Raw genomic sequence first — 15666 nt, forward strand, 5'->3', positions numbered from 1 at the left:
TTGTTAGAATGATTCGTAAATACATTTATTTTATCGCTTTAAAGTGATACATATAATGTGCAACTAATAGTATAGAGGTGGAATGACTATGGGTAATAAATTAGATAGCTACAGACAAGAAATTGTCTCATTAAACGATCAGATTTTAGAGTTATTATCTCGACGTGGTGAACTAGCTCAAAAAATTGGAGAAGAAAAAATTAAACAGGGTACACGTGTATATGACCCTCAACGTGAAAAGGAAATGATTAACGATCTTTTAGATAAGAATAATGGTCCGTTCAATGATAATGTGATTAAACAATTATTTAAAGAAATTTTTAAAGCCTCTACAGATTTACAAAAATCAGAGAATGAAAAACATTTATACGTATCTAGAAAATTAAAACCTGAAGATACAATTGTTCATTTTGATAATGGAGGTAAATTTGGAGAAGGTTATAAATCATTTGTTTTTGGTCCATGTTCAGTAGAATCGCAAGAACAAGTAGATACAGTTGCTGCTGATTTACAAGCAAAAGGTGAGAAATTTATACGTGGTGGAGCGTTTAAACCACGTACGTCCCCATATGATTTCCAAGGTTTAGGTGTTGAAGGTCTTAAAATCTTAAAAAATGTTAAAGATAAATATAATTTAAATGTCATTAGTGAAATCGTAAATCCAAATGATTTTGAAGTTGCAGATGAATATCTTGATGTTTTCCAAATTGGTGCACGTAATATGCAAAACTTTGAACTTTTAAAAGAAGCTGGTCGTACAAATAAACCAATTTTATTAAAACGTGGATTATCAGCAACAATTGAAGAATTCACATATGCTGCAGAATATATCGCATCTCAAGGTAATAGAAATATTATCTTATGTGAGCGTGGAATTAGAACATATGAAAAAGCAACTAGAAACACATTAGATATTTCTGCTGTACCAATATTAAAACAAGGTACACATTTACCTGTGATGGTCGATGTAACACACAGTACTGGTAGAAAAGACATTATGTTACCGACTGCAAAAGCTGCACTTGCTGTAGGAGCAGATGGCGTTATGGCAGAAGTACATCCAGATCCTTCAGTAGCATTAAGTGATGCAGGACAACAAATGGATTTAAAAGAATTTAATAAATTTTATAATGAATTAAAACCACTAGCAGACTTATATAACCAAAAGAAATTAAAATAATCGATAATGAAATTAAAGCTACTTCATTGAACAAAAGGTATTTTGTAATGAAGTAGCTATTTTTGGTTTGAATTTAATTTATTTGTACAAAATATATCTTTTAATATGCATCATTAGAAATTTTGTTTTAAAGTGAATATAATTTAAATCTACAATTTTTCTGACAGAAATGTGAACAACAAAACAAATTTATTTCACTGTATCTTTAAATATGGTAAACTTTGAAAATAATATGAAAACACGGTATAATAGCGTATAAAACGCTTGCAAGGAGGAAATTATGACAGTAACAATTTATGATGTGGCAAGAGAAGCCAGAGTGTCGATGGCAACTGTTTCTCGTGTTGTTAATGGTAACCAAAACGTAAAGCCTGAAACTCGAAATAAAGTGAATGAAGTAATTAAAAAATTAAACTATCGTCCAAATGCAGTTGCACGTGGGCTTGCTAGTAAACGAACTACGACTGTAGGTGTGATTATTCCTGATATTTCAAACGTTTATTATTCACAACTTGCACGTGGTTTAGAAGATATTGCTACAATGTATAAATATCATTCAATCATTTCAAATTCAGATAATGATCCTGAAAAAGAAAAAGAAATTTTTAACAATCTTTTAAGTAAACAAGTAGATGGTATTATATTCTTAGGAGGTACAATTTCAGAAGAAATCAAAGAATTAATCAACCAATCATCAGTACCAGTCGTTGTATCAGGTACGAATGGTAAAGATGATCATGTTGCTTCTGTTAACATTGATTTTGAAAAAGCTGCTCAAGAAGTAACACAACATTTAATTGACCAAGGTGCTAAGAAATTTGCATTAGTTGGTGGTGATTATTCTAAGAAAGCCCAAGAAGATGTTTTAGATGGTTTAAATACAGTGCTATCTGATAATAATCTAATATTAGAAGATGCGCTTCATTTAACAGGGGCTGAAAGTTACAAAGAAGGCATGAAAGTTTTTGATGAAATGAAAGATAACTTACCTGATGCTGTATTATCAATCAGTGATGAACAAGCGATCGGTGTGTTACACGGCGCATTAGATTCAGGTATAAAAGTTCCTGAAGATTTACAAATCGTTAGTTTTAATAATACGCGTTTAGTAGAAATGGTTAGACCACAACTTTCAAGTGTAATACAACCATTATATGATATTGGTGCTGTTGGAATGAGATTATTAACTAAGTATATGAATGAAGAGGAAATTGAAGAACCTAATGTGATTTTACCTCATAGAATTGAATATCGTGGTACGACAAAATAATTAAATAATATACGTACTATGTAATAAACACCCCATAAATTAGACTGATAACTAATTTATGGGGTGAAATTATTTGGATGTAAAATCATACCAACTTGCTATTAAATCTGCTACACGTGCATTTTTTTCTGAAATTTCATCAGTTCTAGGTATATACGTATAATCATCCAAACGGTCTTCCCATCTTTTTGGAAGTGTCACTGAGCTATAATGTTTCCATTTATTAATCCAAGTTAATGGTAAATAACCTTTTTGAATAGGCTCATTAATTAAACTTAAATATAAATGACTCCAGGCACGAGGCACAACTCTCCATAAATTATAACCTCCGCCACCAAACATAATTATTTTATTATGAGTATATTTTTCAGCAAGTGCTTTAATTATATAAGGTAGTTGATATAAAGAATTTAAAGTACAACTTATATGTGTTAGCGGATCTCTGTAATGAATATCCACTCCATTGACGCTTAAAATGATATCAGGTTTAAATGCTGCAATGACAGGTTCAACTGTAGATTTAAATGAGCGCAAGAATGATTCATCTTCTGTATAAGGTTCTAATGGTACATTGACTGAATAACCATAACCGATATCTTCACCACGTTCAGTATAATGTCCAGAACCAGGAAATAAAAACTTACCAGTTTCATGGATAGAATAGGTTAATACATCATTGCTCGTATAAAAACTCCACTGAGTACCATCTCCATGATGTGCGTCTGTATCAATAATCATTACTCTTTGATTATAATGATTAACTAAATATTGAGCAGTTATAGCTACATCATTATAAATACAAAAGCCATTTGCACGACCTGGTAAAGCATGATGCAAGCCACCACCTAAATGACAACCATTTGTATAAGTACCGTCCATAATCTTATCTGCTAAGTTTAAAGCACCACCTACAATACGAGAACAATGACGATGCATATGTCTAAATGGAACTGTATCATCATTAAAACCATATTTTTTAGCTTCTTCAGAACTTAAGATGCCATGTGATGCATGTTTAATCGCTTGTATATAATCATAACGATGTATCAAAGCGAGTTCATCTTCTGTAGCAATTCGAGGTGTTAAAATATTTTCATTAGATAAAAACTGTGCATCTATTAAAAGTTCAGTTGTTAATTTTAAACGCATTTGATTAAAAGGATGCTCATTATTAAATCTATATTTTAAAATATCATCTGAGTATACATAACCTGTTTTATTTTTATTACTCATAAGCTCATTCCTTTCAATCTGCTAATAAAAGAAGCGGTTTTGAAATCTAATATCGTCGAAAGCATGTTGTTGATCTAAACTAATTCTTTTACCAATTCTAGCCATTAAACAATTTGCTGGATGACTTGTAATTTCTGGATCATCTGTAGCAAAGACTTCTAAACCGCCTTTTTGCATTAATTTTTGCATTAACCGTTTATATTCAAATACATCTAGTTGGGCATGTTTTAAGTCCCAATGCCAATAATATTCAGTTGTTAAGACAATATAATCTTCAAATTCATCAGCTGATAAACTGATTTGAATTAATCTCCCACCTAAATGTAAATGACGGTAACCTTTGCTTAACTCGATTGCACCAAGCTCAATTAAATAGGGGAGTTGGCCAGTAGACCATCTTTCTAATTCATCTGGATAATGATACGTAACATAACCTATAATATGTTGGTCTCTCCGAATAATATAAACTCTACCTTCTGGTAACGTAGTAATTTCTAATAAAGCTTCAAATTGTTCATTGTAGGATCTAAATGCATTTAATCCATCGTCGAAAGTAAGCGTTTTCAAAAAAGAATATGAAACAGGGCCTTCTATTATAAAATGCTGATCTTCTAAGTATATATTCTCTTTAATATAAGATTTTATATGTTGCATATCTTCACCTCCTAATTAAAACCTCCTTGTTCTTTATACTTATTATACTTTTCTTGATGTAAAATGACAAAAATGATGTCAATTATAATTAAATGTTTTGAATAATGCGACAATTATATGTATAATTCACTATAAAGAAAGCGATTTCATAAATCGAAGGGGGATTTTCTTATGAAAGTTGAAGTATATAAAAGTGAACCTGGAAATTATAATTTGCAAGATTATGAACAAACGTATAATAACTTTGATTGGAAAGATGTTGAAAAGGCATTCTCTTAGAATAAGACAGGAAAAATCAACATGGCGTATGAATGTATAGATAGACATGTTGATGAGGGTAAGGGAGAAAAAATAGCATTAAACTATAAAGATGAACGTCGTCATGAATCATACACATTTGAAGAGATGAAAAAATACTCAAATAAAGCAGCCAATGTTTTAAAAAATAAAGCTAATGTTCAAAAAGGGGATAGAGTATTTATTTTCATGTCAAGAACACCAGAATTGTATTTCGCTTTCTTAGGTATTTTAAAAATTGGTGCAATTGTTGGACCACTATTTGAAGCATTTATGGAAAAAGCTGTGGCAGACAGACTTGAAAATAGTGATGCTAAAGTCATTGTTACAAATAAAGCATTATTACCACGAATTCCAAAAGATAAATTACCTAACTTGGAAACAATTGTTGTAGTAGATGACGATGTGGATGAGGCATATGTTGACTTTAATACTGAATTTAAAAAAGCTAGTGATGAGTTTGATATTGAATGGTTAAGTGAAGACGATGGCTTAATTTTACATTATACATCTGGCTCTACCGGTCAACCTAAAGGTGTGCTACATGTTCAAAAAGCAATGTTAGTTCACTATATTTCTGGAAAATATGTATTAGATTTACAAGAAGATGATGTTTATTGGTGTACAGCTGATCCAGGATGGGTAACTGGAACGTCATATGGTGTCTTTGCTCCATGGTTAAATGGTGTTACAAACTGTATTGTTGGTGGTCGATTCTCTCCAGAACAATGGTACAAAATGATTCAAGACTTTAAAGTAACAATTTGGTACACTGCACCAACGGCTTTACGTATGTTAATGAGTGCTGGTGACGATATTGTAGAAAAATATGATTTGTCATCATTACGTTCAATCTTGTCTGTTGGTGAACCACTCAATCCAGAAGTTATCAAATGGTCTAAAGACGTTTTCCATAAACGTGTCTTAGATACTTGGTGGATGACTGAAACTGGTGGACATATGATTGTTAACTATCCTGCCATGGACATTAAATTAGGTTCAATGGGTAAACCATTACCTGGCATCGAAGCAGCTATAGTAGATGATGAAGGTAAAGAATTGCCACCTAATAGAATGGGTAACTTAGCAATCAAAAAAGGATGGCCATCTATGATGCATTCTATCTGGAAAAATCCAGAAAAATATGATTCTTACTTTATCGGAGATTGGTACGTTTCAGGGGATTCTGCATATAAAGATGAAGACGGATATTATTGGTTCCAAGGACGTGTAGATGATGTGATTATGACTGCTGGTGAACGTGTAGGCCCATTTGAAGTTGAATCTAAGTTAGTAGAACATGAAGCAGTGGCTGAAGCAGGTGTCATCGGTAAACCAGATCCTGTACGTGGTGAAATTATTAAAGCATTCGTAGCACTGAGACAAGGTTATGAACCAACTGATGAATTAAAAAATGATATTCGCCAATTTGTAAAAGAAGGACTGTCTGCACACTCTGCACCTCGAGAAATTGAGTTTAAAGATAAACTACCTAAAACACGTTCAGGTAAGATTATGAGACGTGTATTAAAAGCTTGGGAATTAGATTTAGATGCTGGTGACTTAAGTACAATGGAAGATTAAAAATTAACATTAGAAAAATGAATTTACAAAACTCTATTTTCACACATTAACGTAAATAAGTAGCGAAAAGGGCCTAATTATTTTTAGGTCCTTTTAAATGTAGAATTTGATAGCATTTTTGAAAACGCTATCAAATATTCGACATCAATAAATAAGTCGGTTATTATTAAAGATGTAAGAGCAACTGAATCATGTACATAACTGATTCTTACACTTATTTTTATAATTTTATAAATATTTATAAGGGGTTGAAATAAGTTGGCACATTTATCAGATTTAGAAATTGCAAACCAATCAAAATTAAGACCTATTAGTGAAATTGCTAATGAGGCAGGAATTTCAGATGAAGCTTTAGAACAATATGGACATTATAAAGCTAAAATTGATATAAACCAAATTAAACCTAAAGACAATAAAGGTAAGGTAGTATTAGTAACTGCTATGAGTCCAACTCCAGCTGGAGAGGGTAAATCAACAGTAACAGTAGGATTATCAGATGCTTTCCATGAACTAAAGAAAAGTGTCATGGTAGCTTTACGTGAACCTGCTTTAGGACCTACTTTTGGTATTAAAGGTGGCGCAACAGGCGGCGGTTATGCACAAGTATTACCAATGGAAGATATTAACTTACATTTTAATGGTGATTTCCATGCTATTACTACTGCAAATAATGCTTTATCTGCTTTCATAGATAACCATATACACCAAGGTAATGACTTAGGCATAGATCAACGTAGAATTGAATGGAAACGTGTTCTAGACATGAATGATCGTGCACTACGTCATGTAAACGTTGGTTTAGGTGGTCCAATTAACGGTGTGCCACGTGAAGATGGATTTAATATTACTGTTGCCTCAGAAATTATGGCTATTTTATGTTTAAGTCGTAATATTAAAGATTTAAGAGAAAAAATAAGTAAAATAACAATTGGATATACACGCGATCGTAAACCAGTTACCGTTGCAGATTTAAAAGTTGAAGGCGCATTAGCTATGATTTTAAAAGATGCAATTAAACCTAACTTAGTACAGACAATTGAAGGTACACCTGCATTAGTTCATGGTGGCCCATTCGCTAACATTGCACATGGTTGTAATTCTATTTTAGCTACAGAAACAGCGAGAGACTTAGCTGATATTGTTGTCACAGAAGCAGGCTTTGGTTCAGATTTAGGTGCTGAGAAATTTATGGATATCAAAGCCCGTGAAGCTGGTTTCGAACCTTCAGCTGTCGTCTTAGTGGCAACAGTTCGTGCTTTAAAAATGCATGGCGGAGTCACTAAGGATAACTTGAAAGAAGAAAATGTAGATGCAGTTAAAGCTGGTATTGTTAACTTAGAACGACACGTTAATAATATTAAAAAATTTGGTGTAGAACCAATTATTGCAATTAATGCATTCATTCATGATACAGATGCTGAAGTAGAATTTGTTAAATCATGGGCAAAAGAAAATGGCGTAAGAATTGCTCTAACTGAAGTTTGGGAAAAAGGTGGCAAAGGCGGAGTTGACCTCGCTAATGAAGTTCTAGAAGTTCTAGATCAACCACAAAATTTCAAACCACTTTATGAATTAGAACAACCACTAGAAGATAAAATTGAAACAATTGTTAAAGAAATTTATGGCGGTTCAAAAGTAACATTCACTAGTAAAGCTCAAAAACAATTAAAACAATTTAAAGATAATGGTTGGGATCATTACCCAATTTGTATGGCTAAAACACAATACTCATTTAGTGATGATCAAACAGCATTAGGAGCACCAAGTGATTTCGAAATCACAATCCGTGAATTAGAAGCTAAAACTGGTGCAGGATTTATCGTTGCATTGACAGGTGCAATTATGACAATGCCAGGTTTACCTAAAAAACCTGCTGCATTAAACATGGACGTAACTGATGATGGACATGCAATAGGATTATTCTAAAATATATAGTTAACCCCTTGATAATTTATTGAATATTATCAAGGGGTTATTTTTAATTTGATGATTTTTTAGGTTTAGTTAATAAATGAGTTTTAATATTATATTGTTTTGCTTTTTGATATTCTGCCTTTGTAATTTTTTCTTCTACTAGCATACGTTTTAGAACATAATGTTGTCTTTGTATGCTATATTCAATTTCATTTGCAGGTTTTAAGTTACCATTTTCGTCATAGGGTGTATAACCATATGGACTTTGTAATAACCCAATAAGATAAGCGGATTGAGCGATATTTAAATGTTCCGCTGAAACACCGAATAAACTATAAGATGCAGATGAAATACCAGTGATATTAGCACCGTTATAATCTCGTCCAAATGGAACAATATTTAAATAGGTGTAGATAATTTCCTTTTTGCTTAATATATCTTCAAGTCGTTGAGCTAGTATAATTTCATTAGCCTTACGACTATATGTTTTTTCATTAGTTAACACTTGATTTTTAACTAATTGTTGTGTAATGGTGCTGCCACCAGAACTATGTTCTTTCTGAGATAAATCTTGAAACATTGCTCTTAAAATGGCTTTTGGAAGAATGCCGTTATGCTGGAAAAATAAAGTATCTTCTGAAGACGTTAACGCTTTAATAACATCTGGATTCACATGTTTAGGACCTACTATTAATGGATTAAGTGAATGATCATATTCATATAAGATGTCCTTGTTTTTATAATTAATTAAATCATCTCCAGCAAAGTGAATGACTTTATGTTTTAATGCATTATCACTTATTGATGATGCTTCTTTAGTTAGTTGGTGAAAATAAACTAGGGCAGCTAATAAGATAATAAGTGTAAACACTACACCGATTATAAAAACTGAAACAATGATGTGTTTAATTCGTTTATATAATTTTTCAAATCGAAACAAATTATCATGTTGCCGATGTTGTTTCATATTATCCATAGCAAACCTCCTTATTTTAGCTTATTATATCATACTCGGTAAGTTGACTTTTAAAATAATGTTAACTATAATTAGATTCAAATACATAGGTTTCAGATGAAGGACAAGTAGCTTTGTAGAGAATTTCAGAGAGTTAGTGGTTGCTGTGAACTAATATTTTCTATTTTGTGAATACACCTTTTTATTACAAGTCTGACGTTTGATTAATGAACGTATCATTAAGAGAGATATTAGGTTAAAGAATATCCAACAATTTTGGACACTTAGATAACTAAACGTTTGAGTATTATACCAAATGAATTAGTTTTAGAATTGTGGATGATTCACTTATGAAGCCTAAATTTAAGTATGGTGGTACCGTGCAAATGCGCCCTTACATTGATGAAATGTAGGGGCATTTTTTTGTTTAATTGTATATCTAATACACTTTTGATGATAGTATCTTTAAAAGTTATTGATATTTAGATATTCAGTAAAATATGATATGAACCATTTAAACTTAAAAGGCTTATCTTTCAATCACACTTACATCTAAACTTATGATAATAAAAGAATATTTTTAGGAGGAATTGAATAATGTCAAATGCATTAATTGAAGATTTAAAATGGCGTGGACTTATATATCAACAAACTGATGAAGCGGGAATTGAAGAATTATTAAATAAAGAACAAGTAGCTTTATATTGTGGTGCAGACCCAACAGCAGATAGTTTACACATTGGTCATTTGCTTCCATTTCTAACTTTAAGACGTTTTCAAGAGCATGGTCATCGTCCGATTGTATTAATCGGTGGTGGTACAGGTATGATTGGTGATCCATCTGGTAAATCAGAAGAACGTGTATTACAAACCGAAGAACAAGTAGAAGCTAATGTACAAGGTATTAGTCAACAAATGCATAAACTATTTGAGTTCGGTACAGATAAAAGTGCAACTTTAGTTAACAATAAAGATTGGTTGGGGCAAATCTCGTTAATTAGCTTTTTACGTGATTATGGTAAACATGTTGGTGTTAACTATATGCTAGGAAAAGATTCTATTCAAACAAGATTAGAACATGGTATTTCTTATACAGAGTTCACATATACTATTTTACAAGCAATTGACTTTGGTCATTTGAACCGTGAATTAAATTGTAAAATCCAAGTAGGTGGTTCAGATCAATGGGGTAATATTACAAGTGGTATCGAATTAATGAGACGTATGTATGGACAAACTGAAGCATATGGTTTAACTATTCCTCTAGTAACTAAATCTGATGGTAAGAAATTTGGTAAATCAGAATCTGGTGCTGTTTGGTTAGATGCAGAAAAGACAAGCCCTTACGAGTTTTATCAATTTTGGATAAACCAATCAGATGAAGATGTAATAAAATTCTTAAAATACTTTACTTTCTTAAGCAAAGAAGAGATTGATCAATTAGAACAATCTAAAGAGGAAGCACCACATAAACGTGAAGCACAAAAAGCATTAGCTGAAAATGTAACTCGTTTTATCCATGGTGAGGCTGCTTTAAACGATGCCATTAGAATTTCACAAGCATTATTTAGTGGAGATTTAAAATCATTATCAGCTAAAGAATTAAAAGAAGGTTTCAAAGATGTACCTCAAGTTGAATTATCTAAAGAAACTACAAATATTATTGAAGCGTTAATTGAAACAGGAATTGCTACTTCAAAACGTCAAGCGCGTGAAGATGTTAATAATGGCGCAATTTATATTAATGGTGAACGTCAACAAGATGTAAATTATGAACTTTCAGATCAAGACAAAATCGAAGACGAATTTACTATTATTCGTAGAGGTAAAAAGAAATACTTTATGGTTAATTACAAATAAATTATTTAAGATCTTGAATCAATTACCTAAAGATCTAAATTGGTGTGTGGGAGGTTAAAACTTGAATAAAGAAGAAGTCATCATGAGAGGGTTGCGAAACATGTTTAATAAAATTGCATGGCTAAATAAAGATGAAATGCAAGAAGCGCTAAAAGAATACAAATCAAGTGAAGTTCATTGTATTGAAGCCATACATGACTTAAAAAACCCTAATGTTAAAAGTTTAACTGAACAATTATTTATGACAAGAGGTGCCATAAGTAAATTGACAAAACGTCTTCAGACCAAATCGTTGATTGAAAGTTATCGAAGCGATAGTAATAAAAAAGAAATATATTTTCGACTTACACCAAAAGGTCAACAAGTTTATAACACACATCAGCAACTACATGCTAAGTTTGAAGCAAGAGATCGAGTTGTATTCGACAATTTATCACAAGAAGAATTTGATAGTATATATCAATTTATTAAAAGATATAATAACCATTTAGATGATGAAATTAAGAAAAATGAATTACAGCATTAAATAAATTTAGAAAGTTATAGTTTCGAGAATGAGGCATTATTGATGCCTCATTTTTATTTTTCAAATTTTTATTGTTGACAAGGAAACAAAATAGGTGTAAATTTGTTGACGTAGAAACAAAAATGAGTCAACTTATGTCAGAATATAAAGCACAAAGTCAACAAATTCCAAAAGAAACGATGCATGCAGAATGGGCTATTGCTATAGGTGCTATCGCTCCAATGTTAGATTCAACGATGATCAACATTGGTATCAAACAATTAAACCAAACCTTTCATACTAGTATTGATGTTGTTCAATGGGGAATTACAGGATATATTCTAGCTTTAGCTATTGCTATTCCATTCTCTGGTTGGTTAATGAATCAATTCAATAGTAAAAAAGTATTTATAATAGCAATGTCATTATTCGGTTTAACTTCATTAATGGTTGGACTTAGTAATTCTGTTAACGTATTTATTCTATTTAGAATTGTTCAAGGTTTTAGCGCAGGTGTTATCACTTCTCTTATGTTTACTTTATTAGTTAAGACTGCAGGTCAAGAACATATAGGTAAGGTAATGGCTATTGTAAGCACCCCAATGATCTTTGGACCTATATTAGGACCTACATTAGGTGGTTTTATTATTCACTTTGCATCTTGGAGATGGATGTTTTTTATTAATATATTAGTAACTGTTATTTCGGTACCACTTATGATGAAATACGTACCATCTTTTAAACCATTTAACAAAGATAAATCGTTAGACGCTATAGGAATTGCTATGTTAGGAATTATTAGTACAAGTTTAATATATGGTATCACCGAAGCAGGAGATAAAGGTACATTTTTGGATCCTTTAGCAGTCTTTTGTATAACTGTAGGTGTGATATTTATTGTTGGTTATGTCATTTATAATTTAAGAAATCAATTTAATACGATATTACCTATTAACTTATTTAAAAGTAAAACTTACTCAGCTTCAATGTTAGGATTACTTTTGGCTAATATAGGTATTATGGGACCAATGGTTATACTGCCGTTATTCTTTCAATCTTTTAAACATTATTCTGCAATCGAAGCAGCTTTAGCATTAATACCTCAAGGGGTAGGGATGTTGATCACACGTCCATATATAGGTAAATATATTGATAGAATAGGTGCAAAATACGTTATTATGATAAGTATTGTGATTGCTATTATCGGCACTTTACCATTAGCTTTTGTAGATCAACATACATCTATCTGGTGGATATCTCTAATATTATTTATTCGAGGATGTAGCGTGGGTGGTATAAATCTTGGATTGATGGCAGATGCATATAAAGGTGTGTCAGAATCACAATTATCAGAGGCTGGTGTTGGCATCAACATGATAGAGAATGTTGGTGCTAGTTTTGGAACAGCCATTATCGCTACTGTAGTCGCTTCTAACATTTCAAAATCTGCTATGCATGATGTTATCAGTAAGCAATTAACAGGATTTCATGAAGGATTTGTGGTTTCTGTGATAGCTATTTTATTTATATTAATTCCAGCGTTATTTTTAACTAAAAATAAACAAGGTATTGATGAATCTTAATTTCATCAATACCTTGTTTTACTATCATTGTGCAAATTGACTTTGTCTTTCTGAAGATGACTGTGTAGATGTTTGTGTTTGTTTTTTTAATTTAACATCAATACTTTTAGTTTTAGCATCTCGGATAACTGTTAATTTAATATGCTCTCCGGGTTTCTTATGTTCATATAAATAAGTTCTTAGATCAGTATCTTCTTTAACAGTTTTATTATCAACTTTTGTTATAATATCACCTTTTTTAAGGTTACTATCATGACTCACTTTAGCAACATAAATACCAGATTGACTATCGGTATTCATTTCTTTTCTGTATGATTCAGGGATATCTTGTAAATTGATTAATCCTATACCAATAGATGGACGTTCGATTTTCCCATGCTTAACTAATTGCTCAATTGTAACTTTTACTTCATTACTAGGAATAGCAAATCCAATTCCTTCGACTTGTTCAGATGCAATTTTCATTGAGTTGATACCAACTAAATTACCATTAATATCTACAAGTGCACCACCAGAATTACCTGGGTTGATCGCTGCATCAGTTTGAAGTACATTTACTTTTGTATTGCCACCAGTCGTATTAGCATCAATTGTGCGTTCATTTGCAGAAATAATACCAGATGTGACTGAATTTGCAAATTCTAAACCGAGTGGGTTACCCATTGCAAACACGCTATCTCCTGTTTGAACTTTTGATGAATTTGCAAAATCGATTGATTTGATACCTTTAGTATTATCTATTTTTAATACAGCAATGTCTGTAACAGCATCTTTGCCGACAAGTTTAGCTTTAACTTGTTTTGAATTGTGTAATTGTACTTTTATCTCAGATGCACCATCAATAACATGGTTATTTGTTACGATATAAGCAGAACCGTCACTAATTTGATAAATAACACCTGAACCTATACCAGCTTCTTCTGGTTTAGAAGTTTTTCCTTTTAATAAATCATCAAGGTTATTTGATTTTTGCATATTAATAACTCCAACAATAGCTGGAGAAACATCTTTAATCATCTCATGGACAGAATCATATTTATCACTTTTTCCATCTAATTGATTACCGCCTTTACTATTTGACGCTTCATTAACCGTTGCACCATCATGATTTAATACAGTTTGATTAAGTATCTTACCAATTTCAAGAACGAGTAAGGCACCAATAATACCTGCAATTAATGCAACTAAAATGGTTTTAAACCACGGAAACTTAGGTTTATTATATCGAGATGGTTGTTGTTGAGAATCATAAGATTGATTCGATTGTGTATAATCTGACATATTTGACCTCCAATTTTAATAATCTCTACTCTTAATTATGTAATTTTTTTCACAAAAACGCTAGTCTTCTGCTATCAGACTTTAGACTTATTTAGAAGTTATCTTGTTCATATTGCAGGTAAATGATAAAATCTATATGTTAAATAGAAAACTATATAAGTAGGTGTAACGATGTATAAAGTGATAAGTAGTATTTTATATTTTATTTTAGTTAAATTAGGCAAATCACTATTTGTTATTGGTAAAGAAAACATTCCCAAAGACAATAATTATGTTGTGACTTGTACACATGAAAGTTATAACGAGGTTATAATGTTAGGTATGGCAATTTATCCAAATCAAATTAACTATATGGCTAAGAAAGAATTATTTAGTAATAAATGGGGCGGGAAATTCCTGAGCTCATTAAATGCGTTTCCTGTTGATAGAGAAAACCCAGGTCCAAGTACATTGAAACGACCAATTAAATTACTAAAAGAAAATAAAACTGTAGGCATATTCCCAACAGGTCATAGAACATCAATGGAAGGTGCACCATTAAAAAGAGGTGCAGCTACAATAGCTATGTTAGGTAAAGCACCTATTTTACCAGCTGCATATGTAGGACCTAAAGCATTACATGGATTAGTGACTGGGCAAGCTTTACTTAAATTTGGAGAGCCAATTGATACAAGTGATATTCCTAAAGAGTTAAAGAGAAATGAAAAAGTAGAATATTTAACTAAAGAAATTGAACGTAGAACAACTGCGCTTCAAAAAGAATTAAATGAAATAGCTAAAAATTTATAGTAAAACAATAAAGGTTGGATAATGATTCAAGTATGAATAAATCATTATCCAACCTTTTAATTTTCAGTGATATTAATAAAATAAATAAGTACTAACAATTGTAAAACTAAACTTATTGTTTAATTTTCTCGAATTTATCTTCACTGTCTGGTTTGTCATTAGGTGAATCTAAGGCATAGATTGCTTTCTTTCCTACTTTTAAATAGCCTGTTTCACCACTTAGATTAATCTTAGCTAAATGTTTATGTTCTTTATCATCTTTAATAGACCCTTCAAGTGACATACCACCACTAGTGACTTTGAGTGATTCACCTTTAATCGTAATGATGTCTCCATCACTATTTTGCCATTTTCCTTCAGCTTGTTTAGTAGGGCTACTAGAACATGCTACTAATAATATACTTAAAATTGAAATTAAAACTAAAAACTTTTTCACGTTGCACCATCCTCCTTAAATATTGACTTTATTTTATCAAACAAACAAAAAGTTGTGTATAATACATTTTGTATAATTTATTTTAAATGAATTAATATAAAGTTAAATATTAAGCTATTTATAGA

The 15666-nt window shown here is 31.4% G+C and carries 12 protein-coding genes and 1 pseudogene; 8 read left to right on the plus strand and 5 right to left on the minus strand.

Annotation, left to right across the window (positions count from 1 at the left end):
- The first annotated feature begins 88 nt into the window (after window positions 1-88).
- Both CD121_RS06520 and ccpA read left to right on the plus strand, forming a co-directional pair.
- Window positions 89-1180, plus strand: a complete 1092-nt coding sequence (locus tag CD121_RS06520) for a bifunctional 3-deoxy-7-phosphoheptulonate synthase/chorismate mutase (protein WP_017638257.1) — start codon at window positions 89-91, stop codon at window positions 1178-1180.
- Between the two features lie 280 nt (window positions 1181-1460).
- The gene (gene ccpA, locus CD121_RS06525) at window positions 1461-2450 is read left to right on the plus strand and encodes a catabolite control protein A (RefSeq protein WP_017638256.1); all 990 of its coding nucleotides are present in this window, start codon (window positions 1461-1463) and stop codon (window positions 2448-2450) included.
- A gap of 69 nt (window positions 2451-2519) precedes the next feature.
- Here ccpA and CD121_RS06530 read toward each other — a convergent pair whose 3' ends face one another.
- Window positions 2520-3683 (minus strand): acetoin utilization protein AcuC, encoded by a 1164-nt coding sequence (locus tag CD121_RS06530; RefSeq protein ID WP_126567667.1) that lies wholly within the window; start codon window positions 3681-3683, stop codon window positions 2520-2522.
- A 21-nt stretch (window positions 3684-3704) separates the two neighbouring features.
- Window positions 3705-4337 (minus strand): GNAT family N-acetyltransferase, encoded by a 633-nt coding sequence (locus tag CD121_RS06535; RefSeq protein WP_046466817.1) that lies wholly within the window; start codon window positions 4335-4337, stop codon window positions 3705-3707.
- A gap of 171 nt (window positions 4338-4508) precedes the next feature.
- Between CD121_RS06535 and acsA the strand changes: the two are divergent.
- Window positions 4509-6218 (plus strand): annotated as a pseudogene (gene acsA / locus CD121_RS06540) (acetate--CoA ligase).
- A gap of 258 nt (window positions 6219-6476) precedes the next feature.
- Window positions 6477-8144 carry a formate--tetrahydrofolate ligase gene (locus CD121_RS06545; protein WP_126567668.1) on the plus strand — a complete coding sequence of 556 codons (1668 nt, stop codon included), beginning with the start codon at window positions 6477-6479 and terminating at the stop codon, window positions 8142-8144.
- Window positions 8145-8196: 52 nt separating this feature from the next.
- On the opposite strand, the gene CD121_RS06550 is transcribed toward CD121_RS06545, so the two are convergent.
- Window positions 8197-9108: a transglycosylase domain-containing protein gene (locus CD121_RS06550; protein WP_029055654.1), complete on the minus strand. Its 912-nt coding sequence runs from the start codon at window positions 9106-9108 to the stop codon at window positions 8197-8199.
- A gap of 576 nt (window positions 9109-9684) precedes the next feature.
- Between CD121_RS06550 and tyrS the strand changes: the two genes are divergently transcribed.
- The 3 genes from tyrS (at window position 9685) to CD121_RS06565 (ending at window position 13035) form a co-directional block, all read left to right on the plus strand.
- The gene (tyrS, locus tag CD121_RS06555; protein ID WP_119622809.1) at window positions 9685-10947 is read left to right on the plus strand and encodes a tyrosine--tRNA ligase; all 1263 of its coding nucleotides are present in this window, start codon (window positions 9685-9687) and stop codon (window positions 10945-10947) included.
- Window positions 10948-11008: 61 nt separating this feature from the next.
- A complete protein-coding gene (locus tag CD121_RS06560; RefSeq protein ID WP_119622810.1) occupies window positions 11009-11473 on the plus strand; it encodes a MarR family transcriptional regulator in 465 nt (154 codons plus the stop codon).
- Window positions 11474-11607: 134 nt separating this feature from the next.
- Window positions 11608-13035, plus strand: a complete 1428-nt coding sequence (locus CD121_RS06565; RefSeq protein ID WP_126567669.1) for an MDR family MFS transporter — start codon at window positions 11608-11610, stop codon at window positions 13033-13035.
- Between the two features lie 24 nt (window positions 13036-13059).
- Here the strand turns inward: CD121_RS06565 and CD121_RS06570 are convergent, their stop codons facing one another.
- The gene (locus CD121_RS06570; protein WP_126567670.1) at window positions 13060-14316 is read right to left on the minus strand and encodes a S1C family serine protease; all 1257 of its coding nucleotides are present in this window, start codon (window positions 14314-14316) and stop codon (window positions 13060-13062) included.
- Between the two features lie 171 nt (window positions 14317-14487).
- On the opposite strand from CD121_RS06570, the gene CD121_RS06575 reads away from it, so the two are divergent.
- A complete protein-coding gene (locus tag CD121_RS06575; protein ID WP_017638246.1) occupies window positions 14488-15105 on the plus strand; it encodes a lysophospholipid acyltransferase family protein in 618 nt (205 codons plus the stop codon).
- Between the two features lie 112 nt (window positions 15106-15217).
- On the opposite strand, the gene CD121_RS06580 is transcribed toward CD121_RS06575, so the two are convergent.
- A complete protein-coding gene (locus CD121_RS06580) occupies window positions 15218-15541 on the minus strand; it encodes a DUF2147 domain-containing protein (RefSeq protein ID WP_046466811.1) in 324 nt (107 codons plus the stop codon).
- Between the last annotated feature and the right edge of the window lie 125 nt (window positions 15542-15666).

It is taken from the genome of Staphylococcus pasteuri, from assembly GCF_003970495.1.
Classification (GTDB): Bacteria; Bacillota; Bacilli; order Staphylococcales; family Staphylococcaceae; genus Staphylococcus; species Staphylococcus pasteuri.